The sequence below is a fragment of the Rhodococcus cercidiphylli genome (assembly GCF_033042225.1).
Classification (GTDB): Bacteria; Actinomycetota; Actinomycetes; order Mycobacteriales; family Mycobacteriaceae; genus Rhodococcoides.
Genome location: NZ_JAWLKE010000003.1, coordinates 158,904 through 177,167, shown reverse-complemented (window position 1 = coordinate 177,167; position 18,264 = coordinate 158,904). Strand labels below are relative to the sequence as shown.

The window sequence follows — 18,264 nt, the reverse complement described above, 5'->3', positions numbered from 1 at the left end:
TCGACGGTGACCAGCACTCGATCATCGCTCGTCGGCATCGAGCGCGCCGATCGCTTCGTCCGTGATGCACTCGTCGCCAACGGTTTTCATGTCGTCGTCGGAGTCGACGGCTCCGGTCGATCCGCGGTTCTCGATTCCTTGGCCTCGGCGGTGGACGTGTACACGGGCACCATCGCCGACGCGCCGTCCGGCTCGACGGTTCTCGTCGACGACGCGCACCTGCTGTCGGAGCAGCGTCTCGACGAGATCGCAGCGGCTGCAACACGATCGGACATCACCCTGATCGTCGCCACCGCGCCGCGGAGCTACGATTCCCGCATCGAGAAGCTCGTCGCGTCCGCCGGCTCCAACCGGTTGACGCTGGTTCCACTGGACAAGGTGGCCATCGCGGCGCGAGCAGCAGCGACCGTTCGACCGATCTCGGCGTCACTCGCCGGTGCCGTCGCCAAGGCGACCGGCGGAATTCTCGCCGCCGTCGATGCGGCCCTCGGCGCGCTCGGCGGCGACCGTTCCGATCCGACTCCACTGCGCACGGTCGCCGAATCCGTTGCCGAACAACACCGTCGGATGCTGATCGAGACCACCGACGACACGCGGGCACTGCTGCTCGCAGCCCGATTCGGCATCACACCCGATCCTGCGTCGGCTGCGCAGATCGTGGCACGCGCGACCGACGTCGAGTCGATCGTCGACCTGGCCTGCAGCTCCGGACTGCTCGACACCACGGGCACGTTGATTCCGTCCGCGGAGGCCCCGCTGATCGAGATGATCGGAGAGGCGCGCTGCCGAGCCCTGCTCTCGTCCGTCACCCACATCGCCACCCGATCCCGCCTGCTCGACGCCACCGCGGCACGTGCGTTGGCAGAGCGAGGCGTCGTCCATCCAGGTCTCGCAGATTTCCTTGTGCAGCAGGCCGATTCGGCTGCTGTCGATGCCGCAGGTGCCCTGTACGACGCGGCGGTCGACGCGGGCTTCGACTCGGCGGCGTTGGCTGCGAGACGGTCCGAGGTCGCGGCTGCCACCGGAAATCCGGACGAGGCGGCGAGATTCGCCGATGTGGTCCTCGACGGTGCGGCCGGGTGCGATGCGACGGATCTGCGTACGGCGGTGCGGGTGTCGGCGTCGATTGCCGCGCAACGTGGAATGGCCTCGCGCAGTGCGCAGTTGTTCGCGTGGCTCGGCGAGGATCGGCTCGGACCCGACGCAGTGTGGGCTGCCCTCTCGGCCGCGGCGGCCGGTGATCGCAGCGCCGCCGACCGTTCGATGGCTGCCGTGACTGCCCTCGCACCGACGTCGAGTATCGCGTCGGGCAGTCTGCTCGTCACCGGAGTGATCGGATCGATCGATTCGCGGAGCGCAGCAGCGTCGAGCGCCGCTGCCAACGCGCTGATGCGGGCAATGACGTTGACGGGCACTACTTCCGATCGTTCGTGCACCCCGGATACTGCCGCTGCCGTCTCGGCGCTGCACGCGGTCCACTGCGGCGACCTACCCCGTGTCGATTCCATCGTGGCGCGAGCACTTCCAGAGCACCGTCCGGGATCGGAGGCGCACACCAGGTTGAGCCTCGTCGGGGCCTGGGCGTCGATGCTGCGAGGGGATACCGCCGACGCAGGCATCGCGATCGAGGCACTACGGATTCCGGTGTCACACGTGCGCAATCAACTGTTCCTGCACGCGATTCGAGTGGGCCTGGCTCGCAGGTCCGGTGACGCAGGGTCGCTGATCACGGCATGGACCCAGGCCCAGAACGTGATCGCCGAATACTCGACCGACCTGTTCGCGCTGCTGCCCCTGGGCGAATTGCTCTTGGCCGCAACTCGACTCGGCCAGGTGGACCGCGTCGAGCATCTGGTGGCGCAGGCCACCGACCTGCTCGCAGCGCTCGGCGATCCACCCGTGTGGGCGTCGGCGCTGCACTGGTACCAGGTTCAGGCGGCCATCGTGGCGCAGACTCCCGACGCGTTGGTCCCACACGCCAAGGCTCTGGCCGCCGCCGCTCCGACCCATCCGTACAGCGCCGCACTCGCCGGTGCCGGTCGCGCGTGGCTCGGCGTGTTGCAGGGCAGGCCCGACGCGACCGAGGTGGAGAATTCGGCACGCACACTCACCGCTTTCGGACTGCCGTGGGACGGTGCCCGCTTGGCGAGCGAGGCCGCCCTGACCGTCACCGATACTGCGACGGCAACCTCGCTGCTGCACATCGCCAGGTCGTTGCGCCAACCCAGCTCGACGGGCCGCGACAGTCCGAGATCGACCCCGCAGCCGACGGGCTCGTTGAGTGAACGCGAAGCCGAGGTCGCCGAACTGCTGGTACTGGGCGTCACGTATCGCGAGGTCGGCAGCCGGCTCTACATCTCCCCGAAGACCGTCGAGCACCATGTGGCTCGCATTCGGCGCAGGCTCGGGGCGCAGTCGCGCTCGGAGCTGATCTCGATGCTGCGCGCCATGGGATACGGGGCCTCGACCAGCACAAGTGTGGACACTGTAACTGTGCGGGGACCGGGAGCGACATAACGGCCGAGCACCACTCCCCGATCGAGAACAGGTAGCAGCCCCATGACCGAGCAGCCCGGCAGTGCGAGTGTGAGCACACCGGACGTCGGCCTCTACCTGGACGACGAGCGCGCCGTCGCCGCCGTGTCCCATCCGATCGCGCCCGGACCGTCGCTGCACCTGGCGTCACTGCACCCGACCGTGCTCAACACCCATCCCGACGGCACCGTCTCGCTCGGAGATGCGACCGACGACGACTCCGAGGCCTACACACACTTTCTCGACTCCCTCGCCGACGGCGTGGGTGTCACCGGCAGCAAGGGCACGGTCTTTCCTGCCGAGCAACTGACGTCGATGGCCCTGCTGTGCCTGCTCACCGAGGTGGCGTCGTCCATCGGTCTGCGGCCGGGTGATCTTGCCGCGGCGGCGACCTATCCCGCCCAGTGGACGGCCGAGCAGGTGTTCGCGCTGCGTTCGGCCATGAACGCGCACGGGCTCGCACACGTCGCGCTGGTCGCCGAGGAAGAAGCGCTCGCCGCGTGGAACGCATCGCTCCTGCCGACCCTGCAGAAGAAGGACACCGCAATCGCCGCGGCCCGAGGTGCTGCGATTCTGGCTGCGCAGTTCCCCGTCGACGCCGTCACCGAGCAGTTCGCGGTGGTGAGCCCGGCGAGATCCGACCGGCGACCACTGTTCGCTGCGGCAGCGTTCGCCGCCGCGTTGACCGTCGGTGCCGCGCTCTTCGCGCTGCAACTCGGTACGCCCACCGACACCGACGTCCCCACCATCGACAACGCCCAGCTGGTGCCGAGCACGTCGTCGAGCGGCACCGGGTCGGGTGGCCCGATCGACTTCCCCACCGTCGTCGCCGAACCGGCCGCCGAGATCGTTCCTGTCGCTCCGTCGACGGCGACCGCCACCACGGAAGAGACGACCCCCACCGAAACCTCCGACCTCCCGCGGAGCGAACCGACCGAAGCCGAAACCGAGTCCGAGTCCGAGATCCAGACGCGCCCAGCGTTCGAGGCACCCGAGGACGACGACCGCGAGAAGCCTCCCATCGTCGTCGAACCGGTCGATCCGGTCGATCCGGTCGATCCGGAACTTCCGGACGAACCAACCGACGAGACCCCCGACACCCCTGAAACCGACCCGGACGACGGGCAGTCCATAACCGAACAGACCGCACCGAACGACCGATCGGCGGAGACACGATGAGCGATGCCGGCCATCTCGGAATAACCGTGGGCAACACCAGGTCCGTCGCGGCCTATCGCGCATCGGCCGAGGACGAACCGACGATCGTCGTCCTGCCGACGACACTGAGATTCGACGAGGACGGCCGCGCCCACCTCGGTGAACCCGCCGAGAAGGCACCCTTCACTCGGTTCGTCGATCTGGTCGGTCAGCAGGAGGATCTCGAGCCCGACGCCGACGCCTACCGCGCCGAGGACCTGATGGCCAACGCCGCCAACTGCCTCGTCACGATGGTGTCCGCGAAGGCCGGCGTGCCCAGCGACATGCCCGTCACGACCATGACGTACCCGACGCGGTGGACCCGCGCCTCCGTCGCACTGCTTCGTGACGCCCTCGATCACACCGGCCTCACCGATGTCGCCCTGGTTCCCGACGCGAAAGCCGCCAGCGCATTCGCGGAGCCGAGCCCGGGAGCAGCGGTCACCGTGGTCGACATGGGGGCCACCGGCACCGACATCTCCACCTTTCCCGGAGGTGGGACGGTCCGCACCACCGCCGTCGGCGGAGACGCGTTCACCGACGCCCTCTTCGATCACGTGGTGACCGATCGCGAGCACATCGACCTGTCCGACGCGGCCGTCCTGGCAGCCCTTGCCGGCGTCGTCGCCTCGTGCGAGGCCGCCAAGCAGACCTTGAGCACGGCCGACGTCGCCACGATCTCGGTCGAACTCCCCGGTGTCTCGCAGTCCACGACGGTCACCCGAGCCGAGTTCGCAGACCTCGTCGCGCCGTTGCTCCGCCGGCTCGACGTTCCGGGGACGGGCACTGTGATCCTCGCCGGCGGCAGCGCCGCACTTCCGTCGGTGGCAAGCAACATCACCGAACGCTCGTCGGGCCCGGTGCTCGTCGAGCCGCTCGCTGCCACCCGCGGTGCCCTGCTGCTGGCCGAGGTCGAGGATGTCGACGGCAACTCCATGGTGACCGGTGCCGCGCCGATCGTCACCCGAAACGACGGCACGGAGTCCCTCGACACCGACGCCATCCCGGTCGTCGCGCCCGCACCGTCCCTCGCGTTCTCCGAGGCGATCCCTGCGGTCGCTCCGGTGTTCGCTCCCTCGGAATTTCGGTCCGAGCCGATCGTTCCGGTCGACGAGAACACCTCGACCACCGATCACTCTCCGGCCGTCGCCGCTGCGCCGGTAGCGGCGAAGAAGGAACGCAGCGAGCGTTCGCGGACGATCGCCACCATCGTTGCCGGTGCAGCAGCAGGCGTGGTCATCGTTCTCGCGATCGCAGCACTGAGCGGAGTGTTCGGCGACTCTCCCGCCGCGACGCCCCCGACCGTCACCGATGCCGGCTCGCCGATCGTCACCTCGACGCGCGCACCCTCGACCACCACCGCCACCTCCGTCGAGCCCGTCTTCGTACCCGAGGTCGTCGAACAGCCGGACGAGCCGTACGTGGCACCCGAACCTGCTCCCCTGCCTGCTCCCGCGCCCGCGCCGGTGCCCGCCCCCGCGCCCGTGGTCCCCACCACGACGCCGGTGGCCACCACGATTCCGGTGACCACCACCCCGGTCGAGACGACGACTCCGGCTGAGACCACCACGACTTCAGCTTCGGTGACCACCCCATCCGAAGAGCTCGAAGAACCCTGAGCTGCGCGAACACGGATTCCGAGCCCGATGCCCTAGGGTGGGGCGCTGATGACAAGCACCCGATGAAGGGATTTCATGCGTAACACCGGGGCGCTGCGTGCTGCAGTGCTGTGTTCGACGGCTTTCGTACTTCTTGCTTCGTTCTCCGGGACAGCAGCAGCAGAACCCGTCGTCCAGTCACCCGCCGATCAGCTTCCCCGCGAGCTCGTCGAAGCCGTGCAGCGAGATCTGAAGATCTCTCCGCAGGAGTATCTCGATCGGGCTGCCCGCGCGCAGGAACTGTCCGCGTACGCATCGGATTTCCGGGCCAGCCGGCCGGCAGATTTCGCCGGTGCCTGGATCGGACCCGACGGCAATGCCGTCGTCGCCGTCACCTCACCTGCTGCGGCGCAGGCCGTCGCCAAGGACGGATACGCCACCGCGCAGTCGCCCGTGTCGGCAGACGGACTCGAGAAGTCGCTGGCAGACCTCAACAGTTGGATTGCCGGCCTCCCCCGCGAGATCTCCGAGCAGATCAACGGAACGGCCATCGACTTCATCGACAACCAGATCGTCATCGATCTGGTGAACAGCCCCATCGGTAGCGCGCTGAATCTGCCCACCCTGCTGGCGAACATCAAGGTCATCCTCTCCCCCGGCGGAAACAAGCCGGTCGACCCGACTCCGATGGGCGGCGACACCTACGTCACCACCTCGGGACCCATCGCCGACGCTCCGGCCACCGACATCAGCATCTGCTCGTTCGGCTTCAACGCCGTCGACTCCTCCGGTTCGGCCGTCAATCTCAGTGCAGGCCACTGCAACCCGGCCAAGGCCACCGGATCCGGCGGCGCGCCGGTCTACCTGCCCGATCCGGCCGACATCTCGCGCAGCACGCAGATCGGGTCGTTCGATCGGTCCAGCCTGGGCGCAGAGGACGGCCTCGACTGGTCGGTCATCGCCCTGAACGACACCGGCATCGCGTCGGGACTCGACCGCCCCACCGTCCATGGAGCGAACGGCAGCACCGTCACCGTCACCGGAACCGCATCGCCGGTCATCGGAGCGCCGGTCTGCAAGTCCGGGCAGTCGTCGTCGTTCACCTGTGGAGTGGTTGCGGCCGATCGCGTCGAGACACAGCTCTACATGGAGGACGGCACGTCCCGCACCGTTCGCGGATTCGCCAGCACCGCATGCACTCTCGCAGGTGACAGTGGCGGTGCCATCGTGACCGGAACGCTCGCGTTGGGAATCACCAGCGGATCCAACAGCGGTGGCGCACCCGATTGCAACGAGGCCAACCTCGCTCTGGCGCAATACGGTGGCACGGCAAGCCTGGGCATTCCCATCGATCAGGTCACGCGCGCGACCGGAAGCACACTCCGCACCGAATAGTGGGTACGGCGGGAGCCCTCCACCGCCTATAGTCGTACGACGGGTGAACGGCATCACATCTGCAGATGCCCGGGGGGAGAGGTTTCTATGCGTCGCCGAGCGTTCCGGCTGTCGATGTTCGCTGTGCCGATTGTGGTGACGGCGGCCGTGTTCGCGCCCACCGCTGGGGCGGATCCGGTTGCCGACACCGTGCTGCCTGCGGCGTTGGCCGACGCGGTTGCCCGCGACCTCGGGCTGTCTCCGCAGCAATTTCTCGACCGAGCGGACGCAGCCCGCCGACTGGCCGAGTTCACCGACACCGTCGGTTCCGACGGGGTAGCGAGGGCATGGCTGGACGAGGACGGACGTCCCGTCGTTGCGGTGGCGGACGGACCGGCCTACGCCTACGTGGCAGATGCCGCGTCGGCCAACGGTTTCGGGATCGACGCGTCGCCCATCGAGCTCCCGCCGGCAATTGTCGATGCCGTCCAGCCGCTGTTGGACCTGCTCCCGTTCGATCCGTCACCGACGGCAGGCCCGATCCGTGCGAGTTCGTATCTCGGCGGTGACAGCTTTCTCGCGGGGACACCGGCCGGCCTCGGTCAGCGGTGCTCCCTCGGATTCAATGCCGTCGACCCGACGCGCGGATCGGTCAACATCACTGCGGGCCACTGCAATCCGAACACCACCGACACCGGCTCCGCGGCACTGACGGGCGCGTATCCGATGTACGGCAGTCTCGTGGGCTCGAAATTCGGAACGTTCTACCGAACCAGCCAGTCGCGCAACGATTACGCCTTGATCGACATCGACGACGCCAATGCCGCCGAATTCGAGAGCAACGCCGTGCGAGTCCCCGGAGCAGGCCCACTGCACGTCACCGGGACGGTGGACCCGATCGTGGGAGCACCGGTCTGCAAATCCGGATCCAGAACCGGATTCAGTTGCGGCACAATTCTTTCCACGGGCCAGCACGTCGCACTGGGCGACAACGTTCTGGACCGCGGCTTCTCCACCTCCATCTGCGCGCTACGCGGAGACAGTGGTGGCCCTGTCGTCAGCGGCACCCTCGCGGTCGGCATCGCCAGTGCATCGAACGTGGGCGATCAGCCCTCCTGCGAGGTCGCGACCGTCGTCAGCATGCTGCAGGGTCAGCGGCCCGAGCTGTTCGCCACCCCCATCAACGACGTACTCGCGGAGAACCCGGGCCTGACGATCCGAACGTCCTAGTGCGTGGACGGTCGCAGACGTGACAGCGCCGCGTAGCCGACTCTTCGCGCATGCGCGAACCCGGGCGACAGCTCCCATCGACGCACCAAGCCGACCAGAATCCGAGACCCGACCATGCGTGTGGGGACGCCCACCACGGCCAGCACGTCGTAGCCCGAGGTGGACCAGGACTTCTTGATGTCGTTGACACCGACGCCCAGGTCCAGCACGGTCACGTCGAGCTCGTCGTGGCTCTGGACGAACCATTCCATCATCTGATGCCCGGGTTGATACTTCGCAACCTCGGGATCGTAATGCGTCAACCAGGCTTCGAGTCGAGCTCCGGTCCGAACACAGATCTGATGCGCACGCCACCGCCCCTCGACGCTCACCCCGGAGAGAGCCAATCTCCCGGCCGCTGCCTCGCGAGCCAGGAAGTCCTTGGCCGACGCCGACGGGTCGGCGGGCGATTCCTCCGCAAGGTAGTCGGTGCGATCGCTGTGGAGCGTCGACGCGGCCGCCAAGCGGGATATGTCCGCCCAGCGTCGTTCGAAGTGCTTCGCATCCCGGATGGTCTCCATCGTGAGGGGACTCCCGGCCCGCTCGGCCTGACGTCTGTACTTTCCGAGTCGCTTGAGCGAACTGTGCCCACGCACGTCCCGAGCGGTACTTCCTTCCGGCACGTCGATCACCGGAACTCGTTCCCGCACGATCGACTCCGAACGCCACCGCGGATGCACACCGAGCGCTTCGACGGCGTTTCGATCGCCGATCATCGAATCCGCGTAGAAGATCAGACCGCAGCGGTCGACGGTATCCCACAGGACACGAGACGACGCGTCGTCCTCGCTGAGCAGTTCCGTCGGAACGCCCTGCCCGGCCCCGAGAATCTTCGCCACTTTCAGCGGACCGAGTCGCGTCACGAACATCGGGGCCAAAGCCACCAGACGCGTACCGCGACGCACGTGCACGAAGACCAGCTCACTGCCCGCAGGTCGCGGTGCATTCAACGCATAACTGGGGCGAGAAGAGAAGACCGTTCCGACTCGCTCGGCCAGTGCGTCCCACTCGTCGCGGAGTTCGTCGGTCAGCGTTCTGTCCACGGCTCCGATAATGGGTTCGTAGTCGGTTTCCATGCTATTTACTTTACGTAAAGTTTAATAAGCGTGTGAAAGCACTTCTTCGTTGCCCTCGATCCAACGGTGCTCGTACGGGTGCGGCGGTCGCCCGAACTCGACGCCGACCCACCCAGAACGCAGAAAACCCGCACCCTCGACGAGAGTGCGGGTTTTCGGTGAAGAGTTGCTTACTTGGCCCAGACCGTGGTGCCCGGTGCCGCATTCAACGTGTTGATCAGATCGATGCCTGCAACAACGAGGGTGGGTCCGCCGGCGACGATGGTGCCTATGACGCCACCGATGGTCGCACCGATCGGCAACGTTGCAAAAACCAGAGGCCCGATAGTGATACCCGCGAGCCCGAGGCCTGCTCCGATGATGGTGCCGGTCAGTCCACCGACCGCGGTCGCGATGCCGAGCTGCGAGGAGAAGTTCTGCTGCGCCCTGAGGTTCTCCTCGGGCGAGGCGACGGTCGTTGCGCCGATGCTGCGCGAGTTGGCCGAAGCCTTCGTGAAGTCGAGGTCCGGGATCAGACGCAGGGTCTTGCCGTTGTCGTCGACGTTCTGCTCGTACGGGAAGTTGAGTCCGCCGAGGTTGAACGACAGCGGGAGAGTCACGAGGGTGTTGTCGGCGGCGTCGAGGACGTCGACCGTCTTCCCGTCGTCGGCGACCTTGAAGACGCCTGCGTCGATGGTGGTGACGATTGTGCGATCTTCGAGATCGACGGTGTAGTTGGTGTCACCGGGGGCCGTTTCATCGGCGGGCTGTGCGTATGCGGTTCCGCTGGCCAGGCCCATCGCGACTGCGACGAGGGCCGACGTGACGACCAGTTTGCTGAGTTTCATGTGGAGTTCAGTTCCGTTTCTGTGGCGTTGAGTGCTTGGCAGTACCGCTAGGCAGCCGTCAAGCGCAAAGTCACCCCGATGACTCTTTTGCGACTTTTGGTGCGCCCGAATTGTAGCGTAAGAATCGGACCGGTCGTTGTCCTTTTGTGACAGGTTCTCCACCTGTCAGTTACCCACTGTCACAAACATTTTGGATATTCGCAGCACAGCGGCTCGAGTCACGTCATGCTGGGATCGGAGATGTCGATCGTTCGACCGATCGAGGAAGACCCAGCGCGCGATCCCACCGGCCCCAGGCGGCCCGTCGGCGACATCCCGCCACACGAACGGAGTAGGTAAGGACTGCCTTCTCGACAGCACCTCGACGGCCTACGCATACGGTGATCTGCGAGACAACCTACTGACGAGTTCAGCCCACCCGTCGGACGGCCTCACTTCGCCACCCACCAGCATCGCTTCACTCGGTGGTGCTAAGTTACCCGTCAGTACGGCGAAACTGCTACTGGCGAGTAACATAGTCCGTCAGCCGGCTCGACGGGCCGAACCCGCGGTAGCCCCCAGCTGCCACCTGAACGAAAGGCCGCGACATGAACGCCCTGACGATCACGTTGGGCACAGTCGGTGCTCTGCTCAGCCTCGTGTGTTGGTACGTCTTCATTCGCGGGGCTCTGCGGATGTTCAACATCGTGCGACTCGGCCAGCCGGCACCCGACCGCTGGCGACCGATAGTCCCTCGCTTCAAGCAGATGGTCGTCGAGTTCCTGCTGCACACCAAGATGGTCAAGTTCCGCACCGTCGGCTGGTCGCACTGGCTCGTGATGGTCGGCTTCATGTTCGGTTCCATCGTCTGGTTCGAGGCGTACGGACAGACGTTCAACCCCGAGTTCCATTGGCCGATCTTCGGCGACACTGCGGTTTACCACTTCCTCGAGGAGATCCTCGCTCTCGGCACGGTCATCGGTATCGTCACGCTGATCGTCATCCGCCAGCTCAACCACCCGAGAAAGCCCGAGCGTCAGTCGCGCTTCGCCGGCTCCGGGTTCAAAGCCGCCTACTTCGTCGAGGCCGTTGTGCTCATCGAGGGCCTGGGCATGCTGATGGTGAAGTCCGGCAAGATCGCCACCTACGGCGACGGCAGTCTCATCTACGACTTCGCCACCGTCCACATCGCCACCCTGCTGCCGGCCAGCCCGGAGATGGTGTCGGTGTTCGCGTTCGTCAAGCTGATGTCCGGCATGGTGTGGCTCTACATCGTCGGTACCCGCATCAACTGGGGTATCGCCTGGCACCGCTTCTCGGCGTTCCCCAACATCTACTTCAAGCGCATGGACGACGGCACCGTGGCTCTCGGCCCGGCCAAGCCCATGATGTCCGGCGGCAAGGTCCTCGAGATGGAAGAGGCCGACCCCGACGTCGACGCGTTCGGCGCAGGCAACATCGAGGACTTCAGCTGGAAGGGCTGGCTCGACTTCAGTACCTGCACCGAGTGTGGCCGCTGCCAATCGCAGTGCCCCGCCTGGAACACCGGCAAGCCCCTCTCCCCCAAGCTGCTGATCATGTCGCTGCGCGACCACAGCCACGCCAAGGCCCCTTACCTGCTGGCCGGCGGCAAGAAGGACATGGCGGGCGACGAGGTCGGACTCGTCGACTCCGAGGGCAACGTCGACCAGAAGGCGCTCGACGCCATCCCGCAGAACGCTCGGGACGAGGCCGATCGCAAGCTCGTCGCCGACGCCATCGAGGGCGGCATCATCGATCCCGAGGTGCTGTGGAGCTGCACCACGTGCGGCGCCTGCGTCGAGCAGTGCCCGGTGGACATCGAGCACGTCGACCACATCATCGACATGCGTCGCTACCAGGTGCTCATCGAGTCGGAGTTCCCGTCCGAGCTCGCCGGCCTGTTCAAGAACCTCGAGAACAAGGGCAATCCGTGGGGCCAGAACTCCAAGGACCGCCTCAACTGGATCAACGAGATGGACTTCGACATCCCGGTCTTCGGCCAGGACGCCGATTCGTTCCAGGACTACGAGTACCTCTTCTGGGTCGGCTGTGCCGGTGCCTACGAGGATCGCGCCAAGAAGACCACCAAGGCCGTCGCCGAGCTGCTCGCCACCGCAGGCGTGAAGTTCATGGTGCTCGGCGCGGACGAGACCTGCACCGGCGACTCCGCTCGCCGCGCGGGCAACGAGTTCCTGTTCCAGCAGCTCGCCATGCAGAACATCGAGACGCTGAACAGCGTGTTCGACGGTGTCGAGCAGAGCAAGCGCAAGATCGTCGTCACCTGCGCGCACTGCTTCAACGCGCTCGGCAACGAGTACCCGCAGGTCGGCGGCGACTACGAGGTGGTGCACCACACGCAGCTGCTCAACCGCCTCGTGCGCCAGAAGAAGCTGATCCCGGTGGCCTCGGTCAGCCAGGACATCACCTACCACGACCCGTGCTACCTCGGCCGCCACAACAAGGTGTACGACGCTCCACGTGAGCTCATGGCCGCGTCGGGCTCCAATCTCAAGGAGATGCCGCGCCACGGTGAGCGGTCCATGTGCTGTGGTGCCGGTGGCGCTCGCATGTGGATGGAAGAGAACATCGGCAAGCGCATCAACATCGACCGGGTCGACGAGGCGCTGGCGACCAACCCGAAGAAGATCGCCACCGGTTGCCCGTTCTGCCGCGTCATGCTCACCGACGGTGTCACCGCACGGCAGGAAGGCGGCGCACACGAGGGCGTCGAGGTCGTCGACGTCGCGCAGCTGATGCTCGAGTCGATCACCCGCATCGAGTCCTCGGTGCTGGGCGAGAACATCAAGGTCATCCCCCGCGAGCGCACTCCGGAGGAGAAGCTGGCGACCGAAAAGGCGATGGAGGTCGAAGAGGCCGAACGCATCGCCCCCGTCGAGGAGCCGGCCGAGGCGAAGTCCGCTCCGGCAGCTCCTGCCCCCAAGGCCGGCGGCGGTCTGAAGATGAAGGGTCTGGCCAAGGCTCCGGGAGCGAAGGCACCCGGTTCCGCCACCAAGGCCGAAGAGCCAACGGAGGAGGCTGCACCCGCGGCCAAGCCCAAGGGTCTCGGATTGGCAGGCGGTAAGGCACCCGGTGGCAAGGGTCTGCAGATGAAGGGCAAGGCACCCGGCGCGAAGGCGGCTGCACCTGCCGACACTGCAGCCGAAGCTCCGTCCACCGAGGCCTCGGAATCGACTCCGTCCGTCAAGCCCAAGGGTCTGGCCGTGAAGTCGGGCTTCAAGAAGCCGGGAGCCAAGGCACCGGGCAAGCCTGCCGAGGCCACTGCGACTCCCGCCACGGAGCCGTCGACCTCTGACGCACCCGCCGAATCGGCTTCTGCTGCAACCGAATCCAAGCCGACCGTCCAGCCGAAGGGCCTGGCCGTGAAGTCCGGATTCAAGAAGCCGGGAGCCAAGACACCGGGCAAGCCTGCTGCCGAGGCGCCGGTCTCCGAAGCACCTGCTCCCGAGGCACCTGCTGCTGAGGCTCCTGCTGCCGAGGCACCTGCTGCTGAGGCACCGGTTGCCGAGGCTACGGCGTCGGAAGCACCCGCCGCCGAGGCTGTCGCAGAATCCAAGCCGACCGTCAAGCCCAAGGGCCTGGCCGTGAAGTCCGGATTCAAGAAGCCGGGCGCACGGACACCGGGTGCAGCAGCGGCAACACCCGCGGAGGCGTCGGACACCACCGAGGCACCAGCCGAGGCGGCCAGCACTGAGGCACCAGCCGAGGCTCCGGCAGAGGCGTCGACCACCGAAGCACCAGCCGAGGCGGCCAGCACCGAGGCACCCGCCGAGGCGTCGGACACCACGTCCAGTGGTTCGGATGAGCGGACTCCGCCCAAGCCGAAGGCCGGTGGACTCGGATTCGCTCCGGGAGCCAAGGTTCCGGGACGCCGGAAGTAACCTCACACCCCTTTTACCGACTGCGCGCCCTTGCTCACCGCCGAGCAGGGGCGCGCAGTCGTCAGTAGGGGTGTGAGGTCCACTCCCGCGAGTTATCCACAGGCAGCGAGTTATCCACAATCGGCCACTGGGGTCTTGTCGAAACCGATTGCGCCCGAGAGCATTTCTTCATGACCCGCATCGTCTCGCGATCCGACGCACTCTCCCGCGGAATTTCCGACGCAGAGTTGCAGCGCTACTGCCGAACGCGAGCATGGCGTCGACTCCGTCCCGGACGGTTCGTCAGCAGAGACGAATTCGACGCCCTGCCCAGGGAAGACAAGCATCGAGTGATCGCCGAGGCCGTGTTCGACGCGACCATCGCCCCCGATGCCGTGGTCAGCCATGTGAGTGCGGCTGTCTTCCACGGTCTCGATGTGTGGAATGCCGACCTGAGCCGGGTGCACATCACGCGCAATCGCGCCCGGGGCGGAGGTCGGAGCAGCGCCGTTCGAACAGTGCACACCTCGCCGTACACCGACGAGGAAGTCGTGGACTTCGACGGCGTTCGGGTCACCGCTCTGGCGCGCACAGTTGCCGATTGCGCTCGCTCACTTCCGTTCGAGACGGCCGTCTGTATCGCGGACTTCGCAGCGAGAGAACGCGGACTCGCTGCCGAAGATGTTGTCGCAGCACTGGATTCGTGCCCGAACCATCCGGGAAATCGGTTGGCGCGTCGGGTTGCGGAGTTCATGGACGGCCGGTCCGAGAGTGTCGGGGAATCACGCACCCGCGTGGTGCTGAATCATCTGGGCTACACCCCACAGCTGCAGGTACCGATCACGGATTCCCGTGGCTTCGTCGGGCGCGTGGATTTCGATCTGCCCGACATCGAGACTGTTCTCGAATTCGACGGCAAGGTGAAGTACGGGCGCTATGTGCCCGAGGGGAAGTCTGCGGCCGATGTGTTGTGGGAGGAGAAGCGCCGCGAGGATCGCATTCGCGCAACCGGCCGTCAGGTGGTGCGAATTGCCTGGTCGGATCTCGATCGTCCCGAGCTCGTCGACCGGATGATCCGCGATGCTGCCGATAGAGCCGGCCGACGCCACCGAGCGACCTTTCTACCGACCGCGCGCCCGTCCTCGCATCGAAATGCAGGCGCGCACCCTGCACAAGCGGTGTGAGGTTCCCGCGAACCCCCCTCGGAAGTGGCCGAATCGGACATCGTGAGTATGGTCGGACGCGAAGGCGTACCGACAAGTAGGGAGCAGGCATGACCGACGACGCGGACAAGCTCTTTCGCCGCTACGACGAGTGGTGGACGGCTCTGTCGCCGGACGACCGAGCGCACGTCGAGCAGTGTTGCGAATCCGGCCGCACCGACGAGCGCCTCTGTGCACTCATCCTCGAGAACGACGGTCCGTCGAAGGCAGCGTTCGAGGTGGGCAGCAAGTTGTCCGAGGGCAACAGCAAGTACTGCGCGATCCCCAGTGCACTCCTCGAGTTTCTGGAAGCGAAGCGAGCGCACCCACCACTCAGCTAGAGGGACGCCACAGCTGCAGCTCGGGGATTCCGGGCGGCGTGAAACCCATGACCTGGCCGTAGAAGGACAGTTCGGATTCTCGTGCGTTCACCTGCGTTTCCAGTTTGCGGAACCCGTGTGACTCGCCCGCGTAAGCCAGGTAGGCGTGCGGTATCCCCTTCTTCACCATGGCATCTCGGAATCGTTCGGCCTGCGACGGCGGCACGATCGGATCGTCGAGCCCCTGCAACAACAGCACTGGGCAAGAGAGTCCGTCGACGTTGTTCACCGGTGCCCGGGTTCGGTACAGATCGATGGTCTCGGGCAACGGTCCGATGAGCCCGTCGATGTAGCGGGACTCGAAGTCGTGGGTTTCGGCGACGAACAGCTCCAGCTCTGCGACACCGAAGTACGATGCACCGCAAGCGAACACGTCGGAAGACGTCAGCGCAGCCAAGACCGTCCAACCACCTGCGGAGCCACCTTCGATGGCCAGCCGGCGCGGGTCGGCGAGTCCACTGTCGGCCAGCCCCTGCACCGCGGCGATGGTGTCTTCGACGTCGACCACTCCCCACTGCCCGCGCAGCCGGTTGCGGTATTCGCGGCCGTATCCACTGGAACCGCCGTAGTTCACATCGACGACGCCGATGCCGCGGCTGGTGAAGTAGGCGAACAACGGGTTCAGAGCGGGTGCCACGTGCGCCGTGGGGCCGCCGTGGACGAAGGCGACGTACGGCGGCAGTTCACCGTCCAGCCCTTCGTAGTCGGGGTTGCGCGGCGCATAAGTGATGGCGTGCACCTCACGGTTCGGCCCCTGGAACGTCACCTGACGCCCCTCGGGCAGGTATGCACTGTCGGGCACGGACTCGAAACCCGAACGCACAGAAGCCAGTTCACGGGATTCGAGGTCGAGTGCGAACAGCGCGCTTGCCACGTGCGCTCCGCCGCCCTTGATCAGCACCGTCGAGCCGGAGCGCCCACCGAGCCCCACCGAGGTCACACCGTCGAGCGCGATGTCCTCCAGCACTCCGGACGCAGGGTCGAGTACCGCAAGGGTGTCGGTGCCGACAGTCCGCACGGTGAGCAGTGTCCCGTCGTCCAGCACCTCGTACCAACTCGATCCCAACCGCCACAGTGGAGCACCGAAATCCGCGTCGAGCGTCAGCAGCGGCGTGACCGACCCGTCGAGCTTGACCGAATACAGGTTCCACCAACCACTTCGGTCACCAATTGCGTACAGCGACTCGTCGTCGATCCATTCCGGCTGCAGCACCGATTCCTCGGTCGAGCCGAGTAGAACCGTCCAGGACGACGGCTCGGCCAGCGAGGCGACGCGCAGTTCCGTTCCGTCCCAGGGCATCTGAGGGTGGTTCCACGCGATCCAAGCGATGTGGGTGCCGTCGGGTGACAGTCTCGGGAACGCCAGGAAATCCGAGCCCGCCACCAGCGAGCGCACCCCGCCGCCGCCGAGATCGATGGCCACGATGTCTCGTGACACCGCGCCTGCGTCGTGCATCTCGCGGACTGCGATCACGTCGGTGCCGACCACCGAGAGGTCCGCGTACCGAATGCTCGACGCCACAGCCGGTTTCGGAGTCAGCGGCACAGGTGCGCCGCCGGGGGTGAGTCGGTAGACGCGTTGATCGGAGAACTCGGCGAACACCAGGTCTCCGTCGGCCGTCGCAGTCCAGGCTCCCCCGCCGTATTCGTGGACGCGGGTGCGGGCGTTGAACGGTGCGGGCAGAACGGGTTGCACTTCTCCGTCGACATACCGGCAGATGGCCGTTCGGCCTTGTTCGGCGGGCCGCAGTTCCGACCACCAGATCTCGCTGCCGACGAAGCGCCCGCCCTCGACGGGGTGGCCCGCCGACGACAGATCTGCTGCGGTGATGGGCGAGGGCCAGGATCCGAAAGCGAGAGCAGTCACGCCGTCCACCCTAGTGAACTGACGTGCACGTAACGCGTTGTTCACCGGCCCTTCAATCATGACCCGGATGATGGGAGTCGAGTAGCACTAGGGGGACACCATGCGCCGGACCACTACCCATTCGGTGGACCACGAAATTCTGACCTTCGGCCGAACCTGGCGGGGATACGGCGGTGGCAGCGACGAGGACATCTACGTGGCATTCGGCATCGACGCGCGTACCTACTTCCAGCGACTGCGTCGCATCCTGGATTCGCCGGTCGCCGAGGACCTGTCCCCGGACGAGCGGTCCGCGATCGCCGACATCTGCCGATTGCGCCTCGGCTGAGCAGCTACACCGGCACCAACAGTTCGGGACTGTTGTTCTTCACACTGTTGACCGCGGTACTCACCTCGTAGGGCTCGAGCCGCGGCTCGGGGATGGCCGCCAACAGATCCTGCACGTCGCCGAGATCGGTCACAGTGGGGTCGAGCCAGCTCGCGCGCAGCTCCGGCGGAAGCACCACCGGCGAGCGATCGTGAATGTGCCCGAGCGCATCGGCTGCAGGCGAGGTGAGCACGGTGACCGACCAGACCCACCGATCCTCGTCGTCCTCGGCCTTGGTGGGGTCTCGCCACAGCTCGTACAGGCCGGCCATCGCGAGCACGCCCTCCGTATGTAGGAAATACGGCACCTTCGCGCCGTCGCGCTTCTCCCATTCGTAGTAGCCGTCAGCAGGCACGATGCATCGTCGACGGCTCGCCGCCTTCTTGAACGACGGCTTCTCGGTGATGGTCTCGGACCTGGCGTTGATCAGTCGAGAACCGATTTTGGCGTCTTTGGCCCACGAGGGGATCAGGCCCCAGCGCACCGACCGCAGTTGTCGCACGGCGTCGGCCTCAGGTTCGTCCTTCGGTGCGCGCTCGAGCACCGTCCGGACCGTCTGGGTGGGGGCCACGTTGTACGACGGCGGCACCTCCGCACCGACGGTCTCGGCGATGTCGAACACCGCCTGCAGGTCACTGTCACTCCGGGTACTGGCATACCGTCCGCACATGGAACGAGATTGTTCCACCTGCCA

The 18,264-nt window shown here is 66.2% G+C and carries 13 protein-coding genes; 9 read left to right on the top strand and 4 right to left on the bottom strand.

The annotated features are described in order from the left end of the window. The first annotated feature begins 6 nt into the window (after positions 1-6). The 5 genes from R3P95_RS07950 to R3P95_RS07930 all read left to right on the top strand — a co-directional run bounded on the left by R3P95_RS07950 (position 7) and on the right by R3P95_RS07930 (position 7,934). The gene (locus R3P95_RS07950; protein WP_317547920.1) at positions 7-2,517 is read left to right on the top strand and encodes a helix-turn-helix transcriptional regulator; all 2,511 of its coding nucleotides are present in this window, start codon (positions 7-9) and stop codon (positions 2,515-2,517) included. Between the two features lie 42 nt (positions 2,518-2,559). Next, positions 2,560-3,714 carry a hypothetical protein gene (locus R3P95_RS07945; RefSeq protein ID WP_317547919.1) on the top strand — a complete coding sequence of 385 codons (1,155 nt, stop codon included), beginning with the start codon at positions 2,560-2,562 and terminating at the stop codon, positions 3,712-3,714. Next, positions 3,711-5,351, top strand: a complete 1,641-nt coding sequence (locus R3P95_RS07940) for an Hsp70 family protein (protein WP_317547917.1) — start codon at positions 3,711-3,713, stop codon at positions 5,349-5,351. The genes R3P95_RS07945 and R3P95_RS07940 overlap by 4 nt, the downstream gene beginning before the upstream one ends. Positions 5,352-5,426: 75 nt before the next feature. After that, the gene (locus R3P95_RS07935) at positions 5,427-6,725 is read left to right on the top strand and encodes a S1 family peptidase (RefSeq protein WP_317547916.1); all 1,299 of its coding nucleotides are present in this window, start codon (positions 5,427-5,429) and stop codon (positions 6,723-6,725) included. 87 nt (positions 6,726-6,812) lie between these two features. Further along, positions 6,813-7,934, top strand: a complete 1,122-nt coding sequence (locus R3P95_RS07930; RefSeq protein ID WP_317533766.1) for a S1 family peptidase — start codon at positions 6,813-6,815, stop codon at positions 7,932-7,934. Here the strand turns inward: R3P95_RS07930 and R3P95_RS07925 are convergent. Both R3P95_RS07925 and R3P95_RS07920 read right to left on the bottom strand, forming a co-directional pair. Then, positions 7,931-9,049, bottom strand: coding sequence for a GNAT family N-acetyltransferase (locus R3P95_RS07925; protein ID WP_317547915.1), 1,119 nt, complete (start codon positions 9,047-9,049; stop codon positions 7,931-7,933). The two genes, R3P95_RS07930 and R3P95_RS07925, sit on opposite strands and share 4 nt — an antisense overlap. 170 nt (positions 9,050-9,219) lie before the next feature. Continuing rightward, positions 9,220-9,876: an ammonium transporter gene (locus R3P95_RS07920; RefSeq protein ID WP_317547914.1), complete on the bottom strand. Its 657-nt coding sequence runs from the start codon at positions 9,874-9,876 to the stop codon at positions 9,220-9,222. Between the two features lie 587 nt (positions 9,877-10,463). On the opposite strand from R3P95_RS07920, the gene R3P95_RS07915 reads away from it, so the two are divergent. The 3 genes from R3P95_RS07915 to R3P95_RS07905 all read left to right on the top strand — a co-directional run bounded on the left by R3P95_RS07915 (position 10,464) and on the right by R3P95_RS07905 (position 15,297). Beyond that, positions 10,464-13,775: a heterodisulfide reductase-related iron-sulfur binding cluster gene (locus R3P95_RS07915; RefSeq protein WP_317547913.1), complete on the top strand. Its 3,312-nt coding sequence runs from the start codon at positions 10,464-10,466 to the stop codon at positions 13,773-13,775. 170 nt (positions 13,776-13,945) lie between these two features. After that, the gene (locus R3P95_RS07910; protein ID WP_317547912.1) at positions 13,946-14,938 is read left to right on the top strand and encodes a type IV toxin-antitoxin system AbiEi family antitoxin domain-containing protein; all 993 of its coding nucleotides are present in this window, start codon (positions 13,946-13,948) and stop codon (positions 14,936-14,938) included. A gap of 89 nt (positions 14,939-15,027) precedes the next feature. Further along, positions 15,028-15,297: a hypothetical protein gene (locus R3P95_RS07905; RefSeq protein WP_068055411.1), complete on the top strand. Its 270-nt coding sequence runs from the start codon at positions 15,028-15,030 to the stop codon at positions 15,295-15,297. Here R3P95_RS07905 and R3P95_RS07900 read toward each other — a convergent pair. Then, entirely contained in the window at positions 15,290-17,203 is a 1,914-nt protein-coding gene (locus R3P95_RS07900; RefSeq protein WP_317547911.1) for a dipeptidyl-peptidase 5, read from the bottom strand. The two genes, R3P95_RS07905 and R3P95_RS07900, sit on opposite strands and share 8 nt — an antisense overlap. A 100-nt stretch (positions 17,204-17,303) precedes the next feature. Between R3P95_RS07900 and R3P95_RS07895 the strand changes: the two genes are divergently transcribed. Next, positions 17,304-17,531, top strand: coding sequence for a DUF3263 domain-containing protein (locus R3P95_RS07895; RefSeq protein ID WP_149407371.1), 228 nt, complete (start codon positions 17,304-17,306; stop codon positions 17,529-17,531). A gap of 4 nt (positions 17,532-17,535) precedes the next feature. Here the strand turns inward: R3P95_RS07895 and R3P95_RS07890 are convergent, their stop codons facing one another. Then, positions 17,536-18,240: an SOS response-associated peptidase gene (locus R3P95_RS07890; RefSeq protein ID WP_317547909.1), complete on the bottom strand. Its 705-nt coding sequence runs from the start codon at positions 18,238-18,240 to the stop codon at positions 17,536-17,538. Between the last annotated feature and the right edge of the window lie 24 nt (positions 18,241-18,264).